25 protein-coding genes are annotated in these 26,541 nt (G+C 61.6%); 14 read left to right on the top strand and 11 right to left on the bottom strand.

Features of this window, described 5'->3' with window-relative positions:
- Positions 1-3 precede the first annotated feature (3 nt).
- The 8 genes from nadE to NKH97_RS05095 all read right to left on the bottom strand — a co-directional run bounded on the left by nadE (position 4) and on the right by NKH97_RS05095 (position 9,996).
- On the bottom strand, positions 4-987 hold the full coding sequence (gene nadE, locus NKH97_RS05060) for an NAD(+) synthase (protein WP_032908690.1): 984 nt from the start codon (positions 985-987) through the stop codon (positions 4-6).
- A complete protein-coding gene (locus NKH97_RS05065) occupies positions 984-3,719 on the bottom strand; it encodes a non-ribosomal peptide synthetase (protein WP_023808959.1) in 2,736 nt (911 codons plus the stop codon). The genes nadE and NKH97_RS05065 overlap by 4 nt, the downstream gene beginning before the upstream one ends.
- A gap of 919 nt (positions 3,720-4,638) precedes the next feature.
- Complete coding sequence (locus NKH97_RS05070) at positions 4,639-4,920, bottom strand: hypothetical protein (RefSeq protein WP_352610084.1); 282 nt, start codon at positions 4,918-4,920, stop codon at positions 4,639-4,641.
- 113 nt (positions 4,921-5,033) lie between these two features.
- On the bottom strand, positions 5,034-5,627 hold the full coding sequence (locus NKH97_RS05075) for a DJ-1/PfpI family protein (protein ID WP_013533129.1): 594 nt from the start codon (positions 5,625-5,627) through the stop codon (positions 5,034-5,036).
- Between the two features lie 72 nt (positions 5,628-5,699).
- Positions 5,700-6,650, bottom strand: coding sequence for a substrate-binding domain-containing protein (locus tag NKH97_RS05080; protein ID WP_023808960.1), 951 nt, complete (start codon positions 6,648-6,650; stop codon positions 5,700-5,702).
- A 54-nt stretch (positions 6,651-6,704) separates the two neighbouring features.
- The gene (locus NKH97_RS05085; RefSeq protein ID WP_352795760.1) at positions 6,705-7,694 is read right to left on the bottom strand and encodes an ABC transporter permease; all 990 of its coding nucleotides are present in this window, start codon (positions 7,692-7,694) and stop codon (positions 6,705-6,707) included.
- Complete coding sequence (locus NKH97_RS05090) at positions 7,691-9,283, bottom strand: sugar ABC transporter ATP-binding protein (RefSeq protein ID WP_352795615.1); 1,593 nt, start codon at positions 9,281-9,283, stop codon at positions 7,691-7,693. Before NKH97_RS05090 ends, NKH97_RS05085 begins: the two co-directional genes overlap by 4 nt.
- Positions 9,284-9,294: 11 nt before the next feature.
- Positions 9,295-9,996: a GntR family transcriptional regulator gene (locus tag NKH97_RS05095; RefSeq protein WP_352795617.1), complete on the bottom strand. Its 702-nt coding sequence runs from the start codon at positions 9,994-9,996 to the stop codon at positions 9,295-9,297.
- Positions 9,997-10,173: 177 nt separating this feature from the next.
- On the opposite strand from NKH97_RS05095, the gene NKH97_RS05100 reads away from it, so the two are divergent.
- From NKH97_RS05100 to NKH97_RS05110, 3 genes are read left to right on the top strand one after another with little or no spacing between them, the layout of a single operon-like run.
- A complete protein-coding gene (locus NKH97_RS05100) occupies positions 10,174-11,400 on the top strand; it encodes an iron-containing alcohol dehydrogenase (protein ID WP_352553534.1) in 1,227 nt (408 codons plus the stop codon).
- A gap of 16 nt (positions 11,401-11,416) precedes the next feature.
- Positions 11,417-12,898, top strand: coding sequence for an NAD-dependent succinate-semialdehyde dehydrogenase (locus tag NKH97_RS05105; protein WP_292694426.1), 1,482 nt, complete (start codon positions 11,417-11,419; stop codon positions 12,896-12,898).
- A 10-nt stretch (positions 12,899-12,908) separates the two neighbouring features.
- Complete coding sequence (locus NKH97_RS05110; protein WP_352440672.1) at positions 12,909-13,733, top strand: alpha/beta hydrolase; 825 nt, start codon at positions 12,909-12,911, stop codon at positions 13,731-13,733.
- A gap of 399 nt (positions 13,734-14,132) precedes the next feature.
- Here the strand turns inward: NKH97_RS05110 and NKH97_RS05115 are convergent, their stop codons facing one another.
- Together NKH97_RS05115 and NKH97_RS05120 are read right to left on the bottom strand one after the other, a co-directional pair.
- Positions 14,133-15,629, bottom strand: coding sequence for an aldehyde dehydrogenase family protein (locus tag NKH97_RS05115; protein ID WP_352795620.1), 1,497 nt, complete (start codon positions 15,627-15,629; stop codon positions 14,133-14,135).
- 50 nt (positions 15,630-15,679) lie between these two features.
- Complete coding sequence (locus tag NKH97_RS05120; RefSeq protein ID WP_352610114.1) at positions 15,680-15,934, bottom strand: hypothetical protein; 255 nt, start codon at positions 15,932-15,934, stop codon at positions 15,680-15,682.
- Here NKH97_RS05120 and NKH97_RS05125 point away from each other — a divergent pair.
- Positions 15,830-16,243: a Rossmann-fold NAD(P)-binding domain-containing protein gene (locus tag NKH97_RS05125; RefSeq protein ID WP_352610109.1), complete on the top strand. Its 414-nt coding sequence runs from the start codon at positions 15,830-15,832 to the stop codon at positions 16,241-16,243. The genes NKH97_RS05120 and NKH97_RS05125 overlap by 105 nt on opposite strands.
- Positions 16,244-16,253: 10 nt before the next feature.
- On the opposite strand, the gene NKH97_RS05130 is transcribed toward NKH97_RS05125, so the two are convergent.
- Positions 16,254-17,159 carry a LysR family transcriptional regulator gene (locus NKH97_RS05130; protein ID WP_127294331.1) on the bottom strand — a complete coding sequence of 302 codons (906 nt, stop codon included), beginning with the start codon at positions 17,157-17,159 and terminating at the stop codon, positions 16,254-16,256.
- Positions 17,160-17,294: 135 nt separating this feature from the next.
- Here NKH97_RS05130 and NKH97_RS05135 point away from each other — a divergent pair, with 135 nt between their 5' ends.
- The 10 genes from NKH97_RS05135 to NKH97_RS05180 all read left to right on the top strand — a co-directional run bounded on the left by NKH97_RS05135 (position 17,295) and on the right by NKH97_RS05180 (position 26,501).
- Positions 17,295-18,017: a LamB/YcsF family protein gene (locus NKH97_RS05135; RefSeq protein WP_127255327.1), complete on the top strand. Its 723-nt coding sequence runs from the start codon at positions 17,295-17,297 to the stop codon at positions 18,015-18,017.
- A 66-nt stretch (positions 18,018-18,083) separates the two neighbouring features.
- A complete protein-coding gene (locus NKH97_RS05140) occupies positions 18,084-18,317 on the top strand; it encodes an acetyl-CoA carboxylase (RefSeq protein ID WP_013533152.1) in 234 nt (77 codons plus the stop codon).
- Positions 18,317-19,681, top strand: a complete 1,365-nt coding sequence (locus NKH97_RS05145; protein ID WP_352795623.1) for an acetyl-CoA carboxylase biotin carboxylase subunit — start codon at positions 18,317-18,319, stop codon at positions 19,679-19,681. Before NKH97_RS05140 ends, NKH97_RS05145 begins: the two co-directional genes overlap by 1 nt.
- A 10-nt stretch (positions 19,682-19,691) precedes the next feature.
- Positions 19,692-20,567, top strand: coding sequence for a 5-oxoprolinase subunit B family protein (locus NKH97_RS05150; RefSeq protein WP_127397599.1), 876 nt, complete (start codon positions 19,692-19,694; stop codon positions 20,565-20,567).
- Positions 20,557-21,528 (top strand): 5-oxoprolinase subunit C family protein, encoded by a 972-nt coding sequence (locus tag NKH97_RS05155; protein WP_023808979.1) that lies wholly within the window; start codon positions 20,557-20,559, stop codon positions 21,526-21,528. The genes NKH97_RS05150 and NKH97_RS05155 overlap by 11 nt, the downstream gene beginning before the upstream one ends.
- 249 nt (positions 21,529-21,777) lie before the next feature.
- Complete coding sequence (locus NKH97_RS05160) at positions 21,778-22,530, top strand: ABC transporter ATP-binding protein (protein WP_352440674.1); 753 nt, start codon at positions 21,778-21,780, stop codon at positions 22,528-22,530.
- Positions 22,527-23,261: an ABC transporter ATP-binding protein gene (locus NKH97_RS05165; RefSeq protein ID WP_023808981.1), complete on the top strand. Its 735-nt coding sequence runs from the start codon at positions 22,527-22,529 to the stop codon at positions 23,259-23,261. Before NKH97_RS05160 ends, NKH97_RS05165 begins: the two co-directional genes overlap by 4 nt.
- A gap of 1 nt (position 23,262) precedes the next feature.
- Positions 23,263-24,168 (top strand): branched-chain amino acid ABC transporter permease, encoded by a 906-nt coding sequence (locus NKH97_RS05170; RefSeq protein WP_027036291.1) that lies wholly within the window; start codon positions 23,263-23,265, stop codon positions 24,166-24,168.
- A gap of 4 nt (positions 24,169-24,172) precedes the next feature.
- On the top strand, positions 24,173-25,264 hold the full coding sequence (locus tag NKH97_RS05175; RefSeq protein ID WP_352440675.1) for a branched-chain amino acid ABC transporter permease: 1,092 nt from the start codon (positions 24,173-24,175) through the stop codon (positions 25,262-25,264).
- Between the two features lie 43 nt (positions 25,265-25,307).
- The gene (locus NKH97_RS05180) at positions 25,308-26,501 is read left to right on the top strand and encodes an ABC transporter substrate-binding protein (RefSeq protein WP_023808984.1); all 1,194 of its coding nucleotides are present in this window, start codon (positions 25,308-25,310) and stop codon (positions 26,499-26,501) included.
- Positions 26,502-26,541 lie beyond the last annotated feature (40 nt).

Raw genomic sequence — 26,541 nt, forward strand, 5'->3', positions numbered from 1 at the left:
GGGTCAATCCCTGTCCATCGCAGCGGACAGCTGCGGCCGTGCGTGAAGGTAGCGTGCGGCGCGGCGTTTGCTGACGATATCCTTATAGACCTTCTCGACCTGCTCGGCCGTGAGGCCGGCGGCGGCGGCGACCGCGCCGGCCGAAATTCCGTGATTCATGCCGTAGAGGCACAAATCCATTAACTGATAGGGCAAGGCGAAGTAGAACTCCTCCTGGGTTTGCGCCATGGAAAACGTGTCCGTGGTCGGCGGCCTTGTTCGGACCTCCGTGTCAATCCCGAGATATTCCGCCAGCTGGTAAACCTGGGTCTTGTAGAGATGGACGATAGGCATCACATCGGCGACGCCGTCGCCCTGCTTGACGAAGAAGCCCTGGTCGTATTCGAGCCGGTTTGGCGTGCCTGCCACTGCATAGTTGAGGCGGTCCGCATGATAATATTCGGTCATCTTGCGAACCCGCTGCTTGTAGTTGGTAGCAGCGACGATCTGCAGGTAAGCCGCCGGCGACAGACGCACGGTGTCGATCTTTCCGTCCGGATCCTCGACCGTAAGGCGCGTGATATTGAGGCCGCTGCTCTCCAGCACCGATGCCATGACCAGCTTGCATTTCCAGCCTTCGCCATATCCAGGGACGGCAGTTCGGATGGCCTCGATCTGTCGGGCGTAGGCGCCAATGCCTTCGAGCGCCGGCTCGATATCTTCAAGGATGGTGTCGATGCCAAGCTGCCCAGCGACGCTGCGGCCAAGCCTCAACGAGTCGCCTGACGAATCGCGCTCCGGCATGAACAGGCCCAGTACCTTGTACTTTCCGAACGCCCGTGCGCACACCGTTGCGACGACCGAACTGTCGATGCCTCCGGAGAGCCCGACGACCACTCCGCGACGCCGTTGTGTGCCGAGAACCTGTTCGCGCAAAGTCTCGACGATGCGATCGATCTCCAGCCGGGCATCGAGCGCCAGCACATCGCTGCTGAATTCGCCGATCAGGTCGATGACACTGCCTCCTGTTTGCGTGACTCGATTGAAGAGTAGGTCTCGGTCACAGCGTTTTCGATGAGTGGGCGATTGACGGTCAGATGAGGCTCCACGACCATGTCGATGTGGGTGCCGGCGATCGGAATGACGTCCAGATGGACGAATGCCCGATCCCACCCGAGTGCAAGGGGCATTCCGGGCCGCGCGCAACGGAACAAGGTGCCGGTGATCGGCAGTATCGGCCTAGGTTCTGTCAGCCATTGGAAGAAGGCCCGCGCCCGCAGAACCTCCTGCAGTTCAAGTTTGGTTCTGAAGCTCGTCGGATTGAACTGACCCTCGGCATAGCGGTCGAGGAAGCCGGCAAGCCGGGATTCGCAGTGCATTTTGACCGCGACCTTGGCAAGCGCGCGACACGCCACCCGACTAGCCGATATACGATTGGTTCGGATCCGGTGAAATGTCCGGGTAATGGTCTCCCAACGCTTGCTGCGCTCGCCAACCAGGCTGGTATCCAGAATGCCCGTGAACGCTACCGCTCGCCCTTGATCAAGCAGACGAGCGGCAACCTCAAAAGCGACCGCTCCTCCGAGCGAGTGGCCAAGCAGGCGAACACAGCCGGTCGGCTGCACGCGGTTGATATGATCAATTGCAGCTTCGACCATTGCGGCGACAGTGTTCTGACCTTGCAGGATCATGCCCAGGGCCGGATATCTGATGGGAGACACCCTGGCGACCTTGCTTATTGCTGATGCGAACGAAGCAAGGCTCGGACCATAGCCGACCGACCCGGGGAAAAGGAAAAGCAGCGGAGGCTCGTGTTTCCAGGCGGGCGCGTGCTCTCCGCCTCCTTGAGCGGAAATGACCGCTGCAACCATCTCATCGAAGCTCATTCCAACCGTGAAGGCTTCCAATCCGAGCTCTTGCCCGATCGCGCTTTCGATTTCCATCACGCAATGCAGCAGCTTCAGCGAATCTCCCCCCGCTTCATCCCAGCACCCCAGTGCGACCCGCGTTTTAAGGACCTTGGTCCAGGCACGCCGTACGATCTGATGAGCAGGAACTTCATTTCCCGCATGGGCGATTTGCGGTGGGGGCGTTGTTTCCCGCACCGAAAGGTCGATTGCAGCCAGCATTGCCATATCGATCTTTCCGCTGGCCAGCCGCGGTATCTCGGCGCTTGCATGGAGCCGCAGCGGGCAAAGCGCCGGCGGCAATTTTGTCCTGGCAAATTGGCGCAGCTCGTCGCAAAAACTGACTCCCGCCCTGCCGTGCGGTACGGCGAACGCAACCAGTTCATTCGCCGGGGTGACGATAACCACGGCATCCTTCACCGACGGCGCGCCACGCAGAACCCGTTCGAGTTCGGCCGGCTCAACGCGCCGCCCATTGACCTTTATCTGGCGCCCTTTGCGACCGATGATCCGCAACAGGCCATCACTCCCAATTTGCACAAGATCGCCCGTTGCAAAGATACGAAGCGTCTGGTCGGCGGGATCTATTTCAAACGGAACAACTGCCCCGTTTTCCCAATATCCGAGTGCGACATACGGGCTTCTGATCAACAGTTCTCCGATCTTGCCGGGCTGAACCGGGTAACCCTCTTCATCGACAATTGCGAAGCTGATTCCCGGAAGCAGCCAACCGACGGGAGCTGAGGAATCGAATTCCGGCCAATCGTGCGGCAAGAACCACTGCGATCCAGTCGTTTCCGTCGATGAATAGCCGATCTGCACCAGGCAAGTTGGCGGGACAGCCTTGCGCACCAGGCGGATGTCGGCCGAGGACACCTTCTCGCCTCCAATTCGGGCAACCCTGAGTGAACCAAAGGCGTCCGCGGGCTCATCCGCCAGGAGAGCGCGAAGCAATGCCGGCACCAGATACGTGATCGTCACGCCTTCCGATTGCATGCGGCCGCGAACCGAGCGCAGGCCGACGGCTTCGACCTCCACAAGCTGCAACGTAGCACCCGTAAGAAGAGCAGCAAGGATTTCCCGGCAACCGGCGATGGTTGCCGGGCCGGTCAGGGGCAGGAAAACATCCTGCGCATTGATGTGGCAGGCGTCGACATATTGCTGCACTCGGCACAGCAAGCTCCGCTGGCTGTTGACAATCCCCTTGGGGCGGCCCGTGCTGCCGGAGGTATAAAGCACCATTGCCGGTGCATCGACAGAAACGGTACGGTGTTCAGCTGGACGAAGCGTTGCCTGCAACGATTGCGCTATCTCGATCCGGGCAACGTGCTGGGGCAGATCAAGGCCATGGATGCCTTTGTCGCCAATTATGGCGGAGAGCCTCGCGTCGGCGACGATTTCGTTGATGCGCGAGTCCGGATCTCGCACGTTAAGCGGTACTGACGGTCGACCGGATGCCATGCTGGCCAGCATCGCAACTGTGTACCAGACCGAGTTGGCCTGAAGTATTCCAACCGCATTTCCGTCGGGAACGACGGCTTCAATCCGGCTGGCCAAGGCCTCGACCGCCCGAAAAAGCTCGGAATAGGTCAGTCGGTTGGTGCCGTCGCTGGCGGCTAATTTTTCGGAATAATGCCCGGCGATTTCCCTCAGGTGATCAAAGACCGGAATGTCGACGAAGCCAGTTCCCATCCGTTGATGCAGACGTAGAACGGGCCCGCCCTCGTCAAGAGCATGATCGGGAACTTTTGACCATCGACAAGAGACCACCGGTTGGTAGTCAGTCTGCACCGTTCGAATCGCCCTCGAAGATTCTAAATGCGCCAGAGACATAAGGGCCCCACGCTAGGATTGTTGCCGCTTATCGCCCCGCGGCATGATCTTTTCATCAATCATTCGGATGATGCGCCAGGCGGTCTTGATCGCTTGAATCGTTCGAAGTTGAGCATGCAAGCCTGCGCCCGCCCGGGCTGTGGGACTACCTTACCGAGGTGTCGGGCTGTGCGCTGCTGTCCGCTTCGCCGGCGCCTGAAACGAAGCAGTATGCGAATACTTCCCCTCCAAGCTCATCCGTGACACGAACCCAATTGTTTTCCCATGTCCGCAGGGTAACTTGGCGTCCTGTTGATATAGTCGCCGCCGTGAACGGGCTGGACGCATTGACATTACTCGCCGCAACTACGTCGTCCCCTTCCATTTGCTCTACCAGGTATGTTTGCATCACTGCTCCTGACTGCAGGGCATGGCCGGCTCAATTGCGTGTAGCTGGAGGCATGAACTCCAACCGCAAGGAACGGATTTCGTTCCATGCAACAGGCAACACTACCGCCGGCAGTCAGCGTTCAGACTGCCCCTGGCAGGACCATGGCCTAGCCGCTGAATGACTTGGTCAGGACTGAGCTATGCTTTGGCGGAGATGGACCCTCGCGTTGCGAAGCCCCATACTTCTGGAATAGTGCAATCTTGTCGGGATAAGTAATCCGGATTTCGCTGTGACACCCCTCGCAGCGATATTTGGATGCAACCTGAAACCAGCGCCCGGGTTTCAGCAAAGCCAATCCGCAACGTGGACATTTGAATGTCATTTCAAGAGGGCATAGATTCTGACACAGCGGCATTTCGCAACTTCCATAAGAGATATCTAATGTTAGGCAACGGCAGCCGGCCGGAATCGTTCCTAGACGCCGTTCTTTTCGTCAGGCCGATGACCAACCCGGACGTCAGGGACTATTCGTTATCCGCGATGCCATATTCACTGACGCAGGTCTGAACTGAGGCGCATCACGCTTTCATGGTGACGTCGCGCCTGAGCGCCGATCGAACGGCTGTCAGAAGGTTTTATGAGAACTTGTTCACCGGGCCTCGGCACCGAGCGTGATGGCCTCGGGGCGACGACGGGCCGCACGGTCGACGACACGACCTCTAATCCGGACGCTGAAACAACGCCGCGCGCCAGCATGTCGAACAGCACTGCCGCGATCAGTGAAACAAGAAGGACGAAAAGCGGCGTAACCAGGCGGCGATCCTTGAGCATCTCGCCTATATCGTTGTGCTCGGGAGCCGCGATCCCGACCGAATTTATGGATATGGAGGCGCTGTTGAAAGCAACCGACGCATCCCTTGGCGAAATGCGTCGGTTCCAGAAGCTTATGCGTGGCGGATTTCCGTTCCCAGCACCTTCAAACATTCGCGGATGAACGCGGCAAGCGCCGTCCAGCCTTTGGCAGAAACCATTGTCCCGTCCACATAGGCCTCGGTCGGCGACAGGTCGATATAGGTGCCACCCGCCAGTGTCACCTCAGGCTCGCAGGCGCCGAGTGCTGCGACCTTCTTGCCACGCACCACGCCGTCAACAGCGATCAGGATCTGCACACCGTGGCAGATGGTGAAGATCGGCTTCTTGGCCTCGTGGAAATGGCGCACGATCGCCTGCACGCGCTTGTCGGTGCGGATGTATTCCGGGCCGCGGCCGCCCGCGCAGTAAACGGCATGATATTGATCGAGCTGCCTCTCGGCTTCCGAGAAAGTCTTGTTGATCAGAGCATAGTGGCCGAGCTTTTCGGTGTAGGTCTGGTCGCCCTCGAAGTCGTGCAGCGAGGTCTTGATCAGATCTCCGGCGTTCTTGTCTGGGCATACCACGTGGATGGTGTGACCGACGGCTTCCATGGCTTGCTGATAGACAAAGATTTCGTATTCTTCGGTGAACTCACCGGTCAGCATCAGTATCTTCTTGCCTGGCATGGCTCTTCCTCTCAGTGTTTGAGCTAGGCAAGGCGCAGACCGCGCCCTGCCTTTCGGTGAAATCGGATAGGGTTAGAATGGCGAGTCGGGGAAATAGTATTCCTTGGCGTTGGCTTGGGTGATCAACGGCGCGTCGAGCTTGACGGTGCCACGGACGGGTGCCTGGCCGATCAGGTTGGCGACGGTCATGTAGATCGCGGTCTTGATCATCGACGGCGGATATGGCGTCTCGACCGGCGTCATGGCGTCACCGTCGATCACCTTCTTGACGATGTCCTTCATGCCGTTGCCACCGAGCGCCAGCTTGATATCGGTCCGGCCCGATTGCTTGACCGCTTCGAGCACGCCAAGCAGCATGTCGTCGTCATTGGCCCAGACCGCATCGATATGCGGGTACTTGGCCAAATAGTCCTGCATCAGCTTGAAGGCCTCGTCGCTGTTCCAATGCGCGTACTGGATGTCGAGAACTTTCAGGTTCGTACCCTTGATCGTGTCCTGGAAGCCCTTGATGCGCTCGTCGTCGATGACGGTCGGAATGCCGCGCAGCACAACGACGTCGCCCTTGCCGCCGAGCTTATCGATCATGAACTTGGCTGTGTTGGTGCCAACCGCGATATTGTCGCCGGCGAGGTAAAGATCCTGGACGGAGGCGTCAGTCAGACCGCGATCGACGACGGTGATGAACGTGCCCATGTCCTTGATAGCCTTGACCGGCTGGGTCAGCTCTTCCGAGCTGTAAGGCAGGATCACCAAAGCATCCAGCTTGCGGCTGGCCGACAGGTCCTCAAGCGCGCTGACCTGCTCCGCCGCGGACGGCGACGTCTTCACGACCACTTCGACGTTCGGGAACGCGGCGTTGATTTCCTTGGCCGCTGCTTGTGCGTGATAGACGATGCCCGCCGTCCAACCGTGGTCGGCTGCCGGTATCGACACCGCGATGACCTTCTTGTCTTGCGCCATGGCCTGGCCGGCCAGCAGCAGCGCGCCAAGTGTCGCCGCCGCAATCCATTTTCTACTGAACATTGTCTTCTCCCTTGGACCTATAAGAACGTTGATCCGCGTGGTCCGGACGCGGCGCTATTTCGAATTCGAAAACCGCTGGATGAGCATGGCGATGATGATGATGACGCCCTGAACAGCGGCAACGAGGTATTCGGAGACGAAGTCCGACAGCACCATGAGGTTGGCGATGAGCTCCAGGATGACGGCTCCGGCGACCGTCCCCCACACATGGCCCTTGCCGCCGCGCAGCGCGGTGCCGCCAATCACCACGGCTGTGATGACCTGCAGTTCCCAAAGCTGTCCGGTCGTCGGCGTCGCGGCGCCCAGGCGCGGCACGTAGCAGATCGCGGCAATGGCCACGCAGACACCCTGGACGATATAGGCGACGGTCCGTGTCCTGATCACCGAGATGCCGGAATAGCGGGCGACATCCTCATTGGCGCCGACCGCCGCGCATTTACGGCCGTATTTCATCTTGTACAGGATGAAGGATGCGACCGCGGCGACGGCGACGGATATGAGGATTGGAACCGGGATGCCGGCAACCGTGCCGAAATAGACAGGCCGGTAGGCCTCGCGCAGCGACCGGTCGATCGGTATCGTGCCGCCGTCGGTCAGATAGGTTATCAGCGCCCGGAAAATCCCCATCGTGCCCAGCGTGGCGATAAATGGTTCGATCCTGCCGACCGTGACGATGAGGCCGTTGGCAAGCCCGCACAGCAGGCCGACCAGGATCGCCACCGCCATGCCGGCGGGAATAGCCCAGATACCGGCATGCGGCGCCACCGTGTTCATGAACATGATGGTGATGCCGGTGATGAAGGCGGCCATCGAGCCGACGGAAAGATCGAGCCCGCCGGACGAGATCACAAATGTCGCGCCGACCGCGATAATGGCGATGAAGGCGCTGCGGGTGATGACGTTGGCGAGATTGGTGGCGGACAGGAAATCGGGGTTGATGAGGTAACCCACGATCAGGAGGGCCGCCAGCGCAAGGAAGGGTCCGATGTCGGTCCAACTGACATTGAGATCCAGGGGGCGACGCTTGGGTGCGGATTCGGTCATGACAGCCATTCTGTGCCTCCCTTGGCTTTTGGCCCTGGCTTGGGGCCACTGGTCGCCAGTACCGCCACGTTGCTTTCGGTCATTTCGGCGCCGCTGACCTCGCCGGTGATGCGGCCTTCGCGCATCACCAGGATGCGGTCGCAGATGCCGATCAGTTCCTGCATCTCCGAAGAGATGACGATGCAGGCCTTGCCCTTGGCCACAAGCTCCTGGATGAAGGCATAGATCTGCGCCTTGTTGGCGATGTCGATGCCACGCGTGGGCTCGTCGATAATGACCACCGAAGGATCGGTCAGCAGCACCTTCGCCAGCAGCAGCTTCTGCTGATTGCCCCCGGAAAGCTGGCCCGCTTTGGCACCGAGGCTCTTCAGCCTGATGTCATATGTCTCCACGGCCTGTTCCAAGGCCTCCGCTTCGCGGCGCCGACCCATCGAGAGGCCGGGATGGAACACACCGAGCGCCGACAGCGTCAGGTTAGGCGCCAGGTGCTCTTGCAGCAGCAATCCCTTGCCCTTGCGATCCTCGGTCAGGTAGCCGACGCCGGCGTCGATCGCCGCGCGCGGCGATTGGAAATGGATCGACTTGCCCTCAAGTTCGACTTTGGCGGCCGCCGGGCGCAGGCCGATAATGCCTTCGAAGAGTTCGGTTCGGCCTGCGCCGACCATGCCGGCGAACCCGAGGATCTCGCCTTTGTGGACCGTGAACGACACGTCCTCCGCATAGCCGGGAACGGAGGCGTTCCTCACGCTCAGCATCGGTACATCCGAAGGCGCTGCGGTCCTTTCAGGATAGAGTGCGGCCAGTTCGCGACCGACCATCAACCGCGCCATATCCATCTGGCTCAGCGTCTTGCCGGGATAGGTGCCGACCATCTTGCCGTCGCGCAGAACGGTCACCTTGTCGGCGACCCGTTGCACCTCGTCCAACCGGTGGCTGATATACAGCACGGCGGTGCCGTGAGCCTTCAGTCGCAGGACGATCTCCAGAAGGCGCTCGACCTCGCCACCGGTCAGAACGGCGGTCGGCTCGTCGAAGATAACCAATTTATAGTCGTCAAGCAGAGCACGAGCGATCTGCACCATCTGCCGGTCTGCCAGCGAGACGTCTCGCACCAGTGCCCTTGGCGAGACCGCGCAGCCGATCTGCGCCAGTTTGTCGGCCGCCAGCCGGCGCATGGCGCGGTCATCCACGACGAGGCCACGCGAAAGCTCTCGCCCGAGAAACAGATTGTCGGTGACCGTGAGCCCCTCTGCGAGCAGGATCTCCTGATGGACCAAGGCGATACCGGCATCCTGTGCCTGGCTGGGCTTGGCAAATTTCACCGCGTGTCCGTTCATCGACAATGTGCCATGGCTTGGCTCGACATAGCCGGACAGCAGCCGCATCAACGTCGACTTGCCGGCACCGTTCTCGCCAATGATGGCGTGGACCTCACCGGGCAGGATGTCCAAAGTGACGTCCGACAACACCGTCACCGGGCCGTATTGCTTGGACAATTGCTGGGCGCGCAGCACCGGTTCGAGCGAACCATGCGCATTGCTGGACAACGTGCTCCCGCCCTCCCCGGCGATATTAGCGGCAATGGACATCCGTTCCGACCTCAATCGAATGCCGGGAGCAGGCGATCGCGCGAGTGCTCTATATGGATGCGCATCGCCTTTGCGGCGGCATCGGGATCGGCAGAGCCGAACGCGGCAAGAATCGCCTCATGTTCGTCAAGTGCCTCCTCGGTCACACGTGCATGAAACATCAGGCGGAAGATGTGGAAGTGCGTGTGCTGGTGGCCCAACGTCTCTCGGATGAGTTCGTTTTGAGAAAACTCCAAGATCTTGTCGTGGAAGATCGCATCCTGCCTGGCGAAGTTCGAATAGCGTACGCGATCATCCTTGCCTTCGCGGCGTGACATCACGCCGGCGGCTTCGAGCAACACATTGAACTTGGCCTCGTCCATCATTACGGCGGCCTTTGCGGCGCCATGCGGTTCGAGCAGCAGACGCATTTCGTACAATTCGTCGAAACGGCGCCGGGTGATCTGGGGTGCAGCACGATAACCGATCAAATGCGTCTTGAGGACGAGGCCTTCGCCTTCGAGCCGGCCAAGGGCTTCGCGGATCGGCGTGTGCGAGACGTTGAATTCCTTGACCAGGCTATCGACTGTAATACGTGAGCCTGGCGGGATTTTCAGCGCCATCAACTGCGCGAAGATGGCTTCATAGACATCTTCGACGAGACTGTTGGCGCGCTGGATGCGACCAACTCCAATGGTGGCGTCGCTTGGGTCGGGTAAGTTTGCGGTCTGCATATTTTGCCTCTTGACAGTCAGGACTGCTAACACGATGGTTCCGTCGATGCAATCCTATATCCTATACGATTTTAAAGCGGATATGTTTTAGGGGCGAGAGACACGCGCTTAGACCGTCCGATCCCAAGCCCAGTTCAATGCCTCCGTTTCCAGTCAGCCGCCGTCAAAGGACCGATCATGACCCTCTTCGCCGCCCTGCGGTTGCCGCGTGAAATCCTGTTCGGGAAAGGGCAGCGCCATGTGCTGCCGACGGTCGCCGCCCGGTTCGGCCAACGTGCGCTGGTCTGCACCGATGAGCGTTTCGCGGGCACAACGGTATTCGTCGACATCATCAAGTCCCTTCAATCAGCCTCGATCGAAGTCCTTGTGCATGACCGCGTTCTGCCCGACGTGCCACGCGACACGGTCGGCATCTGTGTCGAGGAAGCCAAGGGGTTCAGGCCGGACATGGTGATCGGCATCGGCGGCGGCAGCTGTCTCGATTTCGCCAAATGCGCCACGCTGCTTCTCAGCCATGGCGGCAAGCTCCAGGACTATTACGGGGAGTTCAAGGTGCCGGGTCCGACACTGCCGCTGATCGCCGTACCCACCACGGCCGGCACCGGCTCCGAGGTGACGCCGGTCGCGGTGATTTCCGACCCGGACCGGACGCTCAAGGTCGGCATATCGAGCCCTCACCTTATCGCTGCAGTCGCCCTGTGCGACCCCGAACTGACAATGACCTGCCCCCCTGGCCTGACCGCGATCGCTGGCGCTGACGCTTTGACCCATGCGATCGAGGCCTTCACCGCCATGCGGCGCGGTGAAGACCCCAATCTGCCGCAACAGCATGTCTTCATCGGCAAGACTGCCCTGACCGACCATTTCGCGTTGCTCGCGATAAAACTGCTTGGCCGGAGTCTGGAGAAAGCCTGCAGCGACGGCACCGATGTCGACGCGCGTGCCGATGTCATGATGGGCGCTCTGGCAGCGGGCTGCGCATTCGGCACCGCCGGAACGGCGGCGGCGCATGCCGTGCAATATCCGGCAGGCGCCCTCACCCACACCGCCCATGGTTTGGGCGTGGCGACAATGATGCCTTACGTAATGACCTATAACAGCCGCGTCGCCGCTGACGAGATGGCAGAGATCGGCGCGGCACTTGGCTTGGAAACGAAGGCGAGAACCACCGCCCAGATGGCAGCCGCCACAATCGAGGAGATCAGGCGATTGTTCGCGGCGATCGGCATTACGCCAACACTGGCGGATCTAGGCCTCCCCGCCGACAAGCTTGACTGGACCGCTGAGCAAGCGCTCGGCATCGACCGCCTGATCAAGAACAATCCGCGTGCCTTCGATCTCGGCACGATGCGACGCCTCGTCCAGGCTGCCCATGACGGCGACATCGCCGCCTGCGTTATGTGAAGAACGGAACAAAGCGATGAATTTGAACGCTCAGCAGCTCGACCAGGATGGCTATGACGTGCGCGGTTTTTCGCACGGACTCTACATCGACGGCACTTGGCGACCGTCCTCCGACGGTCGGCTCATCGATGTCGTCGATCCCTCCTCCGGGGCGGTGATCGCGGCGGTTCCCGATGCGACAGTCGAGGACGCCACCGCCGCCGTCGAGGCCGCGGCCAAAGCAGCTAAGGGATGGCGGGAGACGGCGCCGCGCAAACGCTCGGAAATCCTTCGGCGCTGTTTTGAGCTCATGGTCGAACGCTCCGAAACGCTCGCCATGTTGATCTCGCTGGAGAATGGCAAGGCGTTGCGCGACGCGCGCGGCGAAGTGGCGTACGCCGCCGAGTTCTTCCGCTGGAATGCCGAAGAGGCGGTCCGGATTACCGGTGAATTCGGCACTGCGCCATCCGGCACCAACCGGATCGTGGTCGATTATGAGCCGATCGGAATCTGCGTGCTGATCACACCGTGGAATTTTCCGGCCGCGATGGCGACCCGCAAGATCGCGCCGGCGCTGGCGGCAGGCTGCACTGTCGTCCTGAAGCCGGCCAGTGAAACACCGCTGACGGCCTATGCGCTGGCGGCACTCTACAGCGAAGCCGGCGTGCCTGCCGGCGTCGTCAACGTGCTGACCACGACCAGTCCCGGGCCGCTGACTTCCGCCATGCTCGCCGATCCACGCGTCAGGAAACTGTCCTTCACGGGGTCGACGGGTGTCGGCCGAACCTTGCTCGGCGAGGCTTCAAAGCATGTCATTTCCTGTTCGATGGAACTCGGCGGCAATGCCCCGTTTGTCGTCTTCGACGATGCCGATCTCGACGCCGCCCTCGACGGCGCGATGATCGCCAAGATGCGCAACGCCGGCGAGGCCTGCACCGCCGCCAATCGCCTCTATGTGCAATCGGGAATCTATGATGCTTTTGCCGACGGGCTCCGCAAGCGCATGGCGGCACTTAAGGTGGGAGCAGGCCCGAATGCAGACACAGAATGCGGGCCGATGATCACCAGAAAGGCTGTCGACAAGATCGACCGCTTGGTCAAGGACGCCGTGGGCCGGGGAGCCAAGGTGCTTTGCGGCGGGGCGATTTCGGAGGAAGAAGGATTCTTCTATCCGCCCACAGTGCTGTCCGATGTGCCGCCCGATGCGGAGATGGCGCACGAGGAGATTTTCGGCCCGGTGGCACCCATCACACGCTTCGACACCGAGGCCGAGGCGATCGCACATGCTAACAACACGGAATATGGTCTGGCCGCTTATATATACACACGCGATATTGGACGCGGCATGCGGGTGGCGTCGGGGATCGAGGCCGGCATGATCGGTCTCAACCGGGGACTGATGTCGGATCCGGCCGCACCATTCGGAGGCGTCAAGCAGAGTGGCCTTGGCCGCGAAGGCGGCCAGCACCACGGCATCGCCGAGTTCATGGAGGCTAAATATATTGCCGTCACCTTCTGAACCGGCAGTCATGTCAAAAGACCCTTTCCGCACCCGCGACCATGTGGCCGATTTTGACTATATCGTGGCCGACATAGTGACTCGCAGCGCGGAAACCCGGGCGAACCTGCCGATGTCGGCTGATATCGCCTATGGCGAGGGCGAGGCCGAAAGGTTGGACCTGTTCTTTCCGCCCGGCGAGCGCAGGGATCTTCCCGTGCACATCTTCATCCATGGTGGCTACTGGCGCATGTTCTCCAGAAGCGACTATTCTTATGTAGCGAACACAGTCACCAAAGCTGGGGCGATCGCGGTCATCGTCGACTATGCGCTGATGCCTGAAGTCAGGATGGCGGCAATCGTCGACCAGATCCGGCGTGCCAAACAATGGGTGCTGGACAATATAGCCGCCCATGGCGGTGACCCTGCCCGGCTAAGCGTAAGTGGTCATTCGGCGGGCGCGCACCTGGCCACATTCCTGTTCGAAAAGACGCCAATGCCATCGCGCATACGTGCGGCGCTGCTGCTAGGCGGCCTTTACGACCTCAAGCCCCTTCAGACGTCCTTCCTCCAGCCGCTAATCGGAATCACCGATGAGGAGGCAACTGCCTTCACCCCGATGACGCGGTGGCATGACCCGGAGACGGCAGCGACCATTCTCGTCGGAGATCAGGAAACGTCACCTTTTCACCAGCAGGCCGCCGACTTCGGAAAGCGCTTGCGCGCGCAGGGGCACCTTGTCTGCGACCTCCGCCTGAATGACCGAAACCACATGAACAGCGTGCGTGATCTGGGCATCAGCGGCACACAATCTGGCGATTGCCTGATGGCAATGATCGAGGGAAACGGCCTATAGGACGGAAGCTGGGGAAAGTAGAGCCGCTTGACTGCCGGGCCAGACACTCCCGTCACTCAAGAAAGTACCGTCACGGGATCGCGGCACGCTACCGGCATCGGGCTGAGCTTTGCGGCAGGTGAAATCCGGCAGAGGACACAACCGACGATTCCTCATCCTCTTTCTCCACACTGCATGCGGGCGGAGCCGATCGACCATGCTCAGTCGGCATCATCACCGCGCGGGGCTATGTGCACCACTCTTTCTCCGAACAGCTGATGGGCCTCATCCGCACAAATTTGCGCGAACTGGCAAACTGAACATCGCGCCTTCGGACAGGCACCTTGCACGAGCGCCGAGAATGGTGCGTTGCGAACGCCGCCATTGGCAGTCCGGCCTCACCTGAATATCATCGCACGCTCAGTCGGTCTGGATCCAGATCGACTTTGTCTCCAGATATTCATGCAGATGTTCGATGCCGCCCTCGCGGCCGTAGCCGGACATCTTCATGCCGCCGAACGGCACCGCCGGGTCGATGGCGTGGTACATGTTGACCCACACCGAGCCGGCCTTGATGCGGCGGGCGAGCTTGTGGGCGGTGCCCAGATGACTGGTGAAAATGCCGGCCGCCAGGCCATAGGGCGTCGCATTGGCCCGCGCCACGGCTTCGTCGAGCGTGTCGAACGGCATCGCCGAAATCACCGGACCGAAGATTTCTTCACGCGCGATGGTCATCTTGTCCGACACCGCGCCGAAGACGGTCGGCGCGATGAAATTGCCGCCGTCGTAGGGCTCGCCGGTCAGTCGCGACCCGCCCGCTATCAGTTCCGCGCCTTCGTCGCGGCCGGCCTTGATATAGCCCACCACCTTGCCGGCCTGCCTGGCATTGATGAGCGGGCCGATTTCGGTTTCCGCCTCAATGCCATGGCCGATGCGAAGCCTGCCGGCAAACTCGGCGACCCGGCGCACGAATTCGTCATGGATTTCGCGCGCCACGAACAGCCGCGATCCGGCGATGCAGATCTGGCCCGAATGAACGAACACCGCCATCGCGGCGACAGGAACCGCCTTGTCGATGTCGGCATCCCGGCAGACGATGATCGCCGATTTGCCGCCGAGTTCCAGGGAAACGCGCTTGAGGTTGGTCACGCTCGCCCGCGCGATGGCCTGGCCGGTCAGCGTCGAGCCGGTGAAGACGATCTTGTTGACGTCGGGATGTTCAGCGAGCCGCGCACCGGCCTCCGCCCCGGTGCCGGTGACGACGTTGACGACGCCGTCGGGAACGCCGGCTTCCTGCATCAGCCTGGCGATCAGCAGCGGCGTCAACGAGGCATCCTCCGAGGGCTTCAGCACGATCGTGCAGCCGGTGGCGAGCGCCGGCGCGATCTTCCAGATCGAAGCGGCGGTCGGAGCATTCCAGGGGATGATCGCGCCGACAACGCCCACCGGCTCGCGCCTTGTGAAGCTGACGATCTCGCCGGGGATCGAATTGTCTATGGATTCGCCATGCAGCGCGGTCGCCATGCCCGCATAGAAGCGCAGCATGCCGATGACGCGCCGCCGGTTGGCGAGCGTGCGCGTGATCGGCAGCCCCATGTCGAGAGTGTCCGAAACGCTGAGCTCTTCCCAATGGGTCTCGAAGAGATCGGCGATGCGCAGAAGCACGCACTGCCGCTCATAGGGCGAGAATTTTGACCATGGCCCTTCGAAAGCCGTGCGCGCAGCGGCCACCGCCGCATCGACGTCGGCCGCCGAGCCACGCGGCACGGTGGCCAGCACTTCGCCAGTCGCTGGGTTGAACGCCTGCATCTCCTGGCCGGACTGTGCCGGAATCCACTTGCCGCCGACGAACATCGGCCGGAATTCGCCATGGTAGAGCGCCGTGGCCTTCGCCCGCGGGTCGAAATTCAGCGTCATCCCTTCCTCCTCACAATCCGTGGTGACTATGCCTCCCACGCCGGTCGACCTCAAACAAGGAAAGCTAAAAGGGCGTTCAGATAATCGGACTGTGCAATGTACCCGACTTCCCCGATGGTGGCGTCAATGGAGGAACAGATATGAGACTTGCTGGCAAGGTCGCCATCGTCGCTGGCGGCGGTTCGGGATTTGGCGAAGGCATCGTCAGGAAATTCGTCACCGAAGGTGCGCGGGCCGTGTTGATGGACCGGGATGAGGCCGCCGCGGCCCGCGTTGCTGCCGAAATCGGCGAAATGAGCGGCCAATCACTGGCGACCTCTCGACACTCGCAAGCTCGAAGCGGCGGCAGACCTGGCCCGCTCGGCCTTTGGCGGTCTCGACATACTGGTCAACAATGCCGGCGTGGCCCAGCCGCCCTGGCGCTCGAGACGATGGACGAAGAGATGTTCGACCGGATCGCCAACGGCGGCGTCTCGCCTCGCCCGAATTTGACTTGGTGCAATGCTTCAAGGGCTGGGCGATTGCCGCCACCCGGGCCATGGCCGTGGAACTCGCACCGTTCGGCATCCGCGTCGTCGCCACCATTCCAAGCCTGTGCCATAGCGCCTGCCTGACGGCAGGCGGTTAGCCGCCGCCGCCCATGGTCACGGACATGAAGGCCCGGAAGGCCGCCGCTGCCGGTTCGATTGATCTGTCACGCGACCAGGCCAGGCCGACATCCATAGTGGGGATGGGCTCGACAAGCCCGCGCACTTCGATGCGCTGCCCCTCCAAGGACCAGGGGCGGTAAACCATGTCGGACAGGACAGTGACCCCCATGCCGGCAGCCACGAGCGACCGCACGGCCTCGACCGAACTGGTGGTAAGGACGGCGCGGAGCGAAAGCCCCGCGGCATCCCAGTAACGGGCGGCCGTCGTACGTGCCTCGTCAACCGTCAGCATGACATAATCTTCCGCCGCCACATCGGTGAGGCTGATTTCCTGTCGCGCGAGCAGGTGATGATCAGCCGAAAGCCAGAGCCGGCGGTTCGACCGCATCAAGACCTCCTGCGCCAACTCCTTGGTGTGCTCCAGGTTCGACACCAGCATCACGGCCATGTCGATGTCCCCGCACATCAACCCGCTTTCGAGAGCGTCTCGGGGCAGTTCCAGCACCTCGACCTCGATCTCGGGATAGGTCTTTCGAAACCGGGCGTAGTGGCGCGACATGTAGTAGCCGACGACCGTGTAGGTCATGCCCAGCCGCAGCTTGCCCGCCAGGCCTTTCCTATCGCGCAACGGGCTTCGGACGGCGGCAGCGACGGCCCCGGTGATAACCCGCGCATGTTCAAGAAACCGCGCGCCCTCCATCGTCAATCTTACGCCAGCGTGGTTACGCTCCAAAAGCCGTACGCCCAGGTCAGCCTCAAGCGTCTTTATCGCCGCAGTGACCGCCGATTGCGAGATGTTGAGTTCCACCGCAGCATGACTGACCTGTCCGCTCTCGGCGGTCGCGATAAAATAATCAAGCTGTTTCAAGGTGATGGTCATGGTGCGCTCCGGCCCAGAACCATTATCTGTTTTTTTGATATGACAATCAATAAACTACTATTTCACAAACGCCTTCGCATGCGCAAAAAATGCTGCAACGCCGCAAAGACGGCAGCTTCGAGGGGTAACAATGCGATGGCGGTGACGCTAAACTGCGACATGGGCGAAAGCTTTGGCCTCTACAAGGTTGGCGATGATATGGGCATGATGCCCATCATCGACGTTGCCAATGTCGCCTGTGGTTTCCACGCTTCTGATCCGGATCACATGCACGCCGCCGTCCGCAGCGCCAAGGCGAGTGGCGTCAAGATCGGCGCCCATCCAGGCTTGCCCGACATTCAGGGTTTCGGCCGGCGCGAGATGCGGATGACCCGCGAAGAAGTCAGGAACACCATCATTTACCAGGTGGGAGCGCTTGCCGGCTTCCTCAAGGCCGAGGGTGTGGAACTCCACCACATCAAGCCGCATGGCAGCCTTTACTTCATGGCCATGCAGCAGGAGGCAATCGCCCATGGCGTGTGTGACGCGGCAGAGGTTTTCGGCGTACCCCTCTTCGGCATGACGGGCACCCTGCATGAGAAGATTTATCAAGAGCGCGGTATCCCATTCGTCGCCGAGTTCTATGCCGATCTCGACTACGATGCCTCCGGCAAGCTGATCTTGACACGCGTTCATGACGCCAAGGACCCCGCAGAGATGGCCGAGCGGTGCGTACGCGCCATCAGGGAGGGCGAGGGCACGGCAGAGGACGGCAGTTTCTTCCCCGTACGCTGCGAAACCATCTGCGTGCATTCCGATACGCCGAACGCCATCGAAATAGCCAGAGCCGTGCGCACCGCAATCGCCCCCTGGCACTGAACTCGACCGAACCCGCCCGCGCGGGCGGTTCCAAATTAGTCTGTCCGCAGTTTTCCGGAGCTTTTTATGGCCCAGATTCTTTCGCCTCTTCCCGGCACTTTTTATCGGAGCGCTTCGCCAGACCAGCCGCCCTACAAGGCGGATGGCGACGCGGTTTCCGCCGGAGACGTAATCGGTCTCATCGAAGTGATGAAGTCGTTCCACGAAGTGAGGGCCGAGACGGCCGGTACGAACATCCGCTTCATTGCCGACAATGAAGACCCCATCATGGCCGGCGCACCTATTGCGGATCTCGACTGATGCTGAAAAAGCTTCTGGTTGCCAACCGGGGCGAGATAGCGGTCAGGATCATCCGGGCCGCGCAAGATTTGGGGATCACCACCGTGGCGGTGTATTCGGCCGCAGACGCCGAGTCGCTCCACGTCCAGCTTGCGGACGAAGCGGTCAACATCGGCCCACCAGCAGCAAAGAAGTCCTATCTCAATGTCGAAGCAATTCTGAAGGCTGCCCGCGACACCGGTTGCGACAGCGTTCATCCAGGCTATGGGTTCCTTGCCGAGAATGCCGCGTTTTCCGACGCGGTCACAGGCGCTGGATTGGTCTTCGTCGGCCCGTCGGGAGATGCGATCCGGATGATGGGAGACAAGGTCTCGGCGCGATCCGCCGCCGCCGCTGCAGGTGTCCCTGTGGTGCCTGGCTCGGCTGGCCGGGTCGAGGGCCTCAAGGCTGGCCAAGAGGTGCTGACCGCAACCGGTTTTCCGGTGATGATCAAGGCGGCGGCAGGCGGCGGCGGGCGGGGCATCCGCATCGCCAACTCGCTCGCCGAGTTCGAGCAAGCCTTTCCTCAAGCCGAAGCAGAAGCCCTCGCCGCCTTTGGCGACGGTGGCCTCTACATGGAAAAGGTGATCGGCAAGGCCCGCCATATCGAGGTGCAGGTGCTGGCGGACGGAAGCGATGCCATCCACTGCTACGAGCGGGAGTGCTCGCTGCAGCGGCGACGCCAGAAGGTTTGGGAGGAGGCGCCGTCGCGCGCACTTTCAGACAGGCTGCGCGAGGAGCTCTGCGCTTCGGCGGTCGCTTTGGCCAAGGCGGTCAAATACTCTGGTGCCGGCACGGTAGAGTATCTTTATGACGATGAAGCAGACCGCTTTTACTTCATCGAGATGAACACCCGTATCCAGGTCGAGCACCCGGTCACCGAAGCGATCACCGGCATCGACCTCGTTGCGGAGATGCTTCGCATCGCCGGCGGCGAGAAGCTGCGGTTCAGGCAAGGCGATGTCTCCGTCAAGGGGCATGCGATCGAAGTCCGGCTCAATGCCGAAGACCCGGCGAAGGAGTTCGCTCCCTTCCCGGGGCAGGTGGCCGAGCTTCGCATTCCCGGCGGTCCGGGCGTACGCTTCGATTCGATGCTCTACCAAGGCTATCAGGTGCCGCCCTTTTATGACTCGCTGCTTGCCAAGCTGATCGTGCATGCAGAGACGCGCGAGGCGGCGATAGTGCGCCTGATCCGCGCGCTCAACGAGTTGAAGATCGGCGGGCTCAAGACCACCAAGCCGCTGTTTCTTGCGCTGGCCGCCGATCCGGCGGTGCGGGCGGGAGACGTGCATACCCGCTGGCTGGAAGGCTGGCTCATCGAAAACGCCGCAGCATTGGCGGGTTAAGGAGGGACCGATGTCGATACGATTCAACTTCGGCGGTGACGAACATATCTTCGGCGAGGTGTCCGAAGAAATGTCGCTCACCTCCTTCTTTACCGGCCTTTCGATGACCAACGCGGTGCGTACGGCAGGCATCCGAGGTGTCACCGAGATCTGCCCAGCCAACGCCAGCTTCCAGATTCGCTTCAACCCCGACATCGTCAAGCCGCAGGATTTGCTCCGCGAACTGAAGTCGATGGAAGAGGCGGCCTCGAAGGCGGACCCGGAGCTGAAGACCCGGATCATCGAACTGCCGGTTTATTTCCAGGATCCATGGACGCGTGAAACCTGCCTGCGCTTCCGCGAGCGCCATCAGGACCCCTCCTCCACCGATCTTGAATATTCGGCACGCATCAACGGCTATGCCACGGTGGAAGAGTTTATCACGGCCTATTCCGGCCAGCCCTGGTTCGTATCGATGGTCGGCTTCGTCGCCGGACTGCCCTTCCTGTACCAGATGGTTGAGCGCAAGAAACAGATTCAGGCGCCGAAATACTTGCGTCCACGCACCGACACTCCCAAGCTCACCATTGGCCATGGCGGCTGCTTCGCAGCGATCTATTCAGTACGCGGCGCTGGCGGCTACCAGATGTATGGCATAACCCCGGCCCCGATCTACGACCCGACCAGGAAGGTGCGCTACCTCTCCGATGACATGTGCCTGTTCAAGCCAGGCGACATCGTCAAGTTCAAGGCCATTGGTCGCGATGACTACGACGCCACGCTGGAGGAAATTGAAGCCAATCGGTGGCAGCCGACGGTTCGCGAGTGCACCTTCAGCCTGAAGGACTTCAACAGCGATATTTACGGCACCAATGCAAAGCTGATGGAGCTTATCAATGGCCGTTAAGGTAATCTCTCCCGGCCTCTCCACTTCCGTGCAGGACCTTGGTCGACCAGGCCACTATCATGTCGGCATTCCCGAAGGCGGCGGCATGGACCGCTTTGCCACACGCATCGCAAACCTGCTTGTCGGCAACAATCCGGGTGCCGCGGTGCTCGAAGCCACCTTCATGGGCCCCGAACTCGAATTCACCCAATCCGCGGTCGTCGCCGTCACGGGTGGAGAGCTCCCACCCAAACTCAATGGCGAGGAACGGCCTACTTGGGAAAGTTTTCCGGTGAAGGCCGGTGACCGGCTTTCCTTCGGCTTCCTCAAGGGCGGCGCGCGCGCTTATCTGGCCGTCTCCGGCGGCATCGACGTACCCGTGGTTCTCGGTTCGCGCTCGACTTACATTCTGGGCGCACTCGGCGGCCATCAGGGCCGCACGCTGAAGGCGGGTGATGAGCTTCCCCTCGGCGAAGGTTCCGGCAAAGCCGGTCTTTCACTGCCTGCAAATCTGCGCCGCGCGGGCAATAGTCCGGCGGAACTCAGAATGCTTCCCGGCATGTACTGGCATCGGATCACCGAGGCTGCCGGCAATCGGTTCTTTGAGGAAACCTGGAAGGTCGCGCCCGAAGCCGACCGCATCGGCTATCGCTTCCGGGGCGGGACGCCACTGGAGTTCGTCGAGCGCGAGCAGCCTTTCGGTGCGGGCTCCGACCCCTCGAACATCGTCGATGCCTGCTATCCCTACGGATCCGTCCAGGTGCCGAGTGGCACGGAGCCGATCGTTCTTCACCGGGACGCGGTTTCGGGTGGCGGGTACATGATGCTGGGCGTGGTGATATCGGCCGACATGGACCTTATCGCCCAACTCCAGCCGCACACCCCGGCGCGCTTCGTTCCGGTGACGCTGGAAGACGCGCTTGCCGCGCGAACCGAACAGCGCGCCGCGCTGGCGCGTGCTGAAGGACATCTGGCCGGCTGACGTCAGCCGGAAAAATGCCGGCGGAGGAGCCGGTGGCGAGGAGATCGGCCGGCCAAAACCGACCGTGCGTGGCGGAAGACAAAATCCGGTGCGCGAAACGACAAGACGACGCCGGGCAACGGCGTGAATTTGGCATCCGAGCAGTCCGCTAGAGACCGCCGGAACCGACAGGGGAAGACATTTGCAACGTGACTGGCCGCAAGGCCGGATGCTTCGCGCCTTTCCGTCGGTAGAAAGAAGGAAAGGGTCATGAGTCATCTGAGCGCGGAGAACGTCTCGGTATCGTTTGCGGGGCTGAAGGCCCTGTCATCGGTAGACCTCCAAATTACGCCCGGCCGCATTAGTGGCCTCATCGGCCCGAATGGCGCTGGCAAGACCACGCTCGTCAACGTGCTGACCGGCTTCCAGGCACCGACGGAAGGCACCATCAAGCTCGACGGCGCAGCACTCACGGGTCTCAAGCCGCATCAGGTCCGGCGGCGCGGCATCGCCCGCACCTTCCAGGGTGGGCGGCTCTTCCGCGACTTGCCTGTGCTGGACAATTTGGAGGTAACCGGCGTTGGCCTGGGAATGAGCCGGCGCGCTGCCATCGCCGAAGCGGAAGCGATGCTCGACTGGATAGGCATCGGTGCGCTGAGCACCCGCATCGCCGGAACGTTGCCATATACGGACGAGCGCCGCGTCGCCATTGGCCGCGCCCTGATGGGACGGCCCGCATACATCCTGCTCGACGAGCCCGCGGCTGGCATGAGTGCACTGGAGGCGCGGGAGCTTTCGGCCCTGATAAGACATATCGCCAGCGATCTCGGCTGCGGTGTCCTGCTCATCGAGCACAATGTCGGGCTGGTGCTCGGCCTTTGCCAGCATATCGTTGTGCTCGATTCCGGAGCGATCATCGAGGAAGGCCCGCCTGCGGCCATCCGCGACAGCGAGAAGGTGCGCCACGCCTATATGGGCACGGCCGCGAACACCGACTTGCCTGTTCTGGAGGCGATGGAATGAGCCTGCTCGCCCTTTCCGATATCACTATTCGCTATAGCCGTCTCACGGCGGTCCGAAATGTCTCCTTCTCCATGGCCGAGGGAGAAATCCTGTTCATCACCGGCCCGAACGGAGCCGGGAAGTCTTCGCTGCTGCGCGCGATCGCCGGTGTTACGCCGGTGGCGGGCGGCCGGATCGACCTTGCAGGTCATGAGATCACCGGCCAGGCGCCGGAAAACATCGCCCGGCTCGGATTCTCCATGGTGCCGGAGGGGCGCGATGTCTTCGGCTCGCTGACGACCGAAGAGAACCTCCTGGTCGGAACCGGCATGCACGCCCGCGAACGCGGCTGGCGCAGCCGAGCGGCCGACGAACTCGAAGCCGTCTACGCAACCTTCCCGATGCTGAAAGAGAGGCGGCACGGGCAGGCGGGATTGCTGTCCGGCGGGCAGCAGCAAATGCTGGTCATCGGACGCGCGCTGATGACCAATCCGCGGCTTGTAGCCATTGACGAGCCTTCGCTGGGCCTCGCCCCCAACATCAACGACCAGGTCTACGAGCGGCTGATCGCGCTGCGTGCGCAGCGCCAACTCACGCTCCTGATCGTTGAGCAGAGCTCGGCCCGGGCGATGATGGTGGGCGGGAGGATGATCCTGATGCGTGGCGGACAGATCGTGCTCGATGGCGACGCGCGGACGCTCGGCAACGGCGAGGCGATCCAGGCTGCCTATTTCGGCTACGAGGACAATTGAGATGCTTCAGATCCTGTTCGACGCACTCTCGCTTGGCTCGCTGTACGCGCTCGGCGCGCTCGGCATTGCCCTCATCTTCGGCGTGATGCGGCTCGTGAACTTCGCGCATGGCGACGTCATCGCCTTCTGCGTCTTCGCGCTGCTATGGCCGTCAACAGACGCCATGGCCATCGTCTTCGCCGGCCAATTGCCGTGGTACCTGCTGGTGCCCTTCGTGCTCCTCTGCGGGGCCGGGCTGTCGGTGCTGTGCGAAATCGTCGTCTTCAGGCGGTTCCGCCAGGCAAATCCGGCAACCATGATGATCGCCTCCTTCGCGCTCGGTTTCGTTATTCGCTACTTCCTGCTCATGCTTTTCTCCAGTCGGCCGAAATCGATTTCGCTGCTGCCCGAATTGTCCCAGCCGGTGGAGATCCTTGGTGCCCGGCTTCCCCTCCTCCAGCTCATAACGATCGTCGCCACGATGGTCATCCTGATCGGCCTGACATTGTTCCTGCGTCAAACCCGCTTCGGCCTGGAGATGCGGGCGGCGGCCGAGAACTTCTCGATGGCCCGCATGCTGGGTGTGCGTGCGAACCGGGTCATCATGGGTGCGTTCGCCCTCTCCGGCGCGTTGGCCGCCGCCATTGCGCTGATCTTTGGCGCCCAGACAGGCACGCTGGACATCCAGATGGGCGCCTCGATCATGTTGATGGCCTTCATCGCCACCGTCATTGGCGGCCTCGGCAGCCTCGGGGGAGCCGTGCTCGCCGGCTTCCTGCTGGGTGCCGCCTCGGTGATCATGCAGGTCATGCTGCCCATCGACGCCCGGCCATTCCGCGATGCCTTTGTCTATGGAGCGGTCATCCTCGTCCTCCTCTTCCGCCCGCAAGGGCTTATTGCCGCGCGCGGCACCAAGGAAAGGGTCTGATTTCATGGCTGTCGCCGCCTCCCTAGCCAACTCTACCGCTCCCGGTGCCGCGGCTGCCAAGCAAAAGCCCGCCCGCTTCGCACTTGCGCGCCGCACAATCCTGACGCCGGTCCTGCTTTCTCTGCTGCTGCTGGCCATCGCGCTGATCACGGTGATGACCGGATCGCGGCCCTTCAACCAGACGGTGATCGACGTGTTCGTCCGTGTCATCCTCGTCGTGGGCCTATACATCTTTATCGGAAATTCGGGCGTTCTCAGCTTCGGGCATATCGGCTTCACCTGCCTTGGCGCCTACGCGGCCGCGTGGCTCACCATCAACCCGATGATGAAACGCGGTTCGTTGCCGGGACTGCCCGAATGGCTGCTGGCGACCCGATTGCCTTACTGGCAATCGGCCGTGCTGGCGGCATTGTTCGCCGCCCTCGCCGCTCTCATCTTCGGGCGGGTGCTGATGCGATTATCGGGCATCGCAGCATCGATCGCGACCTTCGCGATGCTCGCCATGATCAACACAATTTATTCCAACTGGGAGAGCGTGACCGGAGCGACCTCGTCGGTCGTCGGCATTCCGATCGTGCGCGTGATCTGGCCGTATCTCATCGGCGCCGTGGTCGCAATCTTCATCGCCTGGGTGCACGCGATCTCCCGGTCCGGCCTAGCCCTTCGTGCTGCCCGCGACGAGCCCACCGCCGCCGCGGCTTCCGGTATCGACATTCCCAGGGAAAGACTGGTGGCGTTCGTCGTATCGGGCGCGGTGATGGGGCTGGGCGGTGCGCTGATGGCTCATTCCATCGGCGTGGTCACACCCGATACATTCTATCTCGGTCTCACCTTCATCACCCTTTCCATGCTCGTCGTCGGCGGCATGGGCAGCCTGTCGGGTGGTGTGGTGGGTGTCGTCCTGCTGTCCGCCCTCATCCAGGCGCTGCGTTGGCTGGAGGCAGGCGTATCGCTCGGCGAGTCCACGTTCGCCCTCCCGAAAGGGGTTCAGGAAATAGCCCTCGGCGTCATCATGATCGTGATCCTCGCGCTTCGCCCATCCGGACTCATGGGCAACCGCGAACTCACCTTACCTCGCAGCAGTCGCAACAAGTGACCGGCGGCACAAGCCCGACCGGAAAACAAAAAAGGAGACGTGCATGGCATACAAAATGAGAATTGTCGCAACCGCTCTGGCCTCGATGTCCATCGCATACCCGGCCCTGGCCGATGACAAGACTATCGTCATCGGCTTCGCCACTGCGGAGTCGGGCTTCATGGAAGCCTATGACAAGCCTGCCCAGGAGGCGGCTTTGATCCGCATCGACGAGATCAATGCGGCTGGCGGTCTGCTTGGAAAGCAGATCAAGGTCGTCAAGGCCGACACCAAGTCCGACCGGGCCGAAGGCGCCAAGGCTGGCCTCTCCGTGCTCGACCAGGGTGCGGATCTCGTGGTCGTGTCCTGCGACTACGACTTCGGATCGCCGGCTGCGCTCGCGGCCGAGGACGCAGGCCGTATCTCCTTCTTCCTGTGCGCGGAATCGGTCAAGGCCGGCATCCAGGGTGTCGGCCCGCACAGCTTCTCCGCGTCGGTGCTGGCGGCCGTGCAGGGAGCGACCATGGCCGAGTGGGCATTCAAGGAAAAGGGCGCAAAGGACTTCTACCGTCTGCTCGATACCTGGACGGCCTACAACAAGGGCATCTGCGACGGCTTCGACTGGATGATGCCGAAGCTCGAAGCCCAGGGCGCGAAGCTTGTCGGTGAAGACACCTTCAAGAACGAGGATGCCTCCATCGCCGCGCAGATCACCCGCATCAAGTCTCTGCCGAAGGAGCCGGATGCGATCATGCTTTGCACGATGATGCCGGGCGCCGTCTCGGCCATCAAGCAGCTTCGCGCCGCGGGTATCAATTCCATGATCCTGAATGGATCGGGCGTCGACGGTAGCTATTGGCTCTCGGCTGTGCCCGATCTGACGAACTTCTACGTCCCCGTTCAGGGATCGATCTATGGCGACGATCCCAATCCGGCCGTGCTGAAGTTCAATGCCACCTACAAGCAGAAGACAGGCGCCGATCCCTCGAGCCAGTATGTCTTTCCGGGTTACGTCATGGTCGACGTCTGGGCCAAGGCGGTGGAGCGTGCAGGCACGGCCGATGCCGACGCGGTCGTCGCGGAACTGGAAAAGATGAAGAATGAGCCGACACTGTTCGGGCCTCGTACCTTCACGCCGGAACTGCATCACCAGAACCAGACGCGGTACCTGATCGTCGAGACCAAGGCCGGCAAGCCGGGTGTTGTAGGCAACTGGACGATTTCCGAGCCGGTACCGATGGAAGCCTTGCTCAAGTAGGAGAAGATGGGCCGGGTAAGCCCGGCCCTTCATATGCGGA

Source organism: Mesorhizobium sp. M0870 (genome assembly GCF_040319775.1).
In the GTDB taxonomy this organism is placed as follows: domain Bacteria; phylum Pseudomonadota; class Alphaproteobacteria; order Rhizobiales; family Rhizobiaceae; genus Mesorhizobium.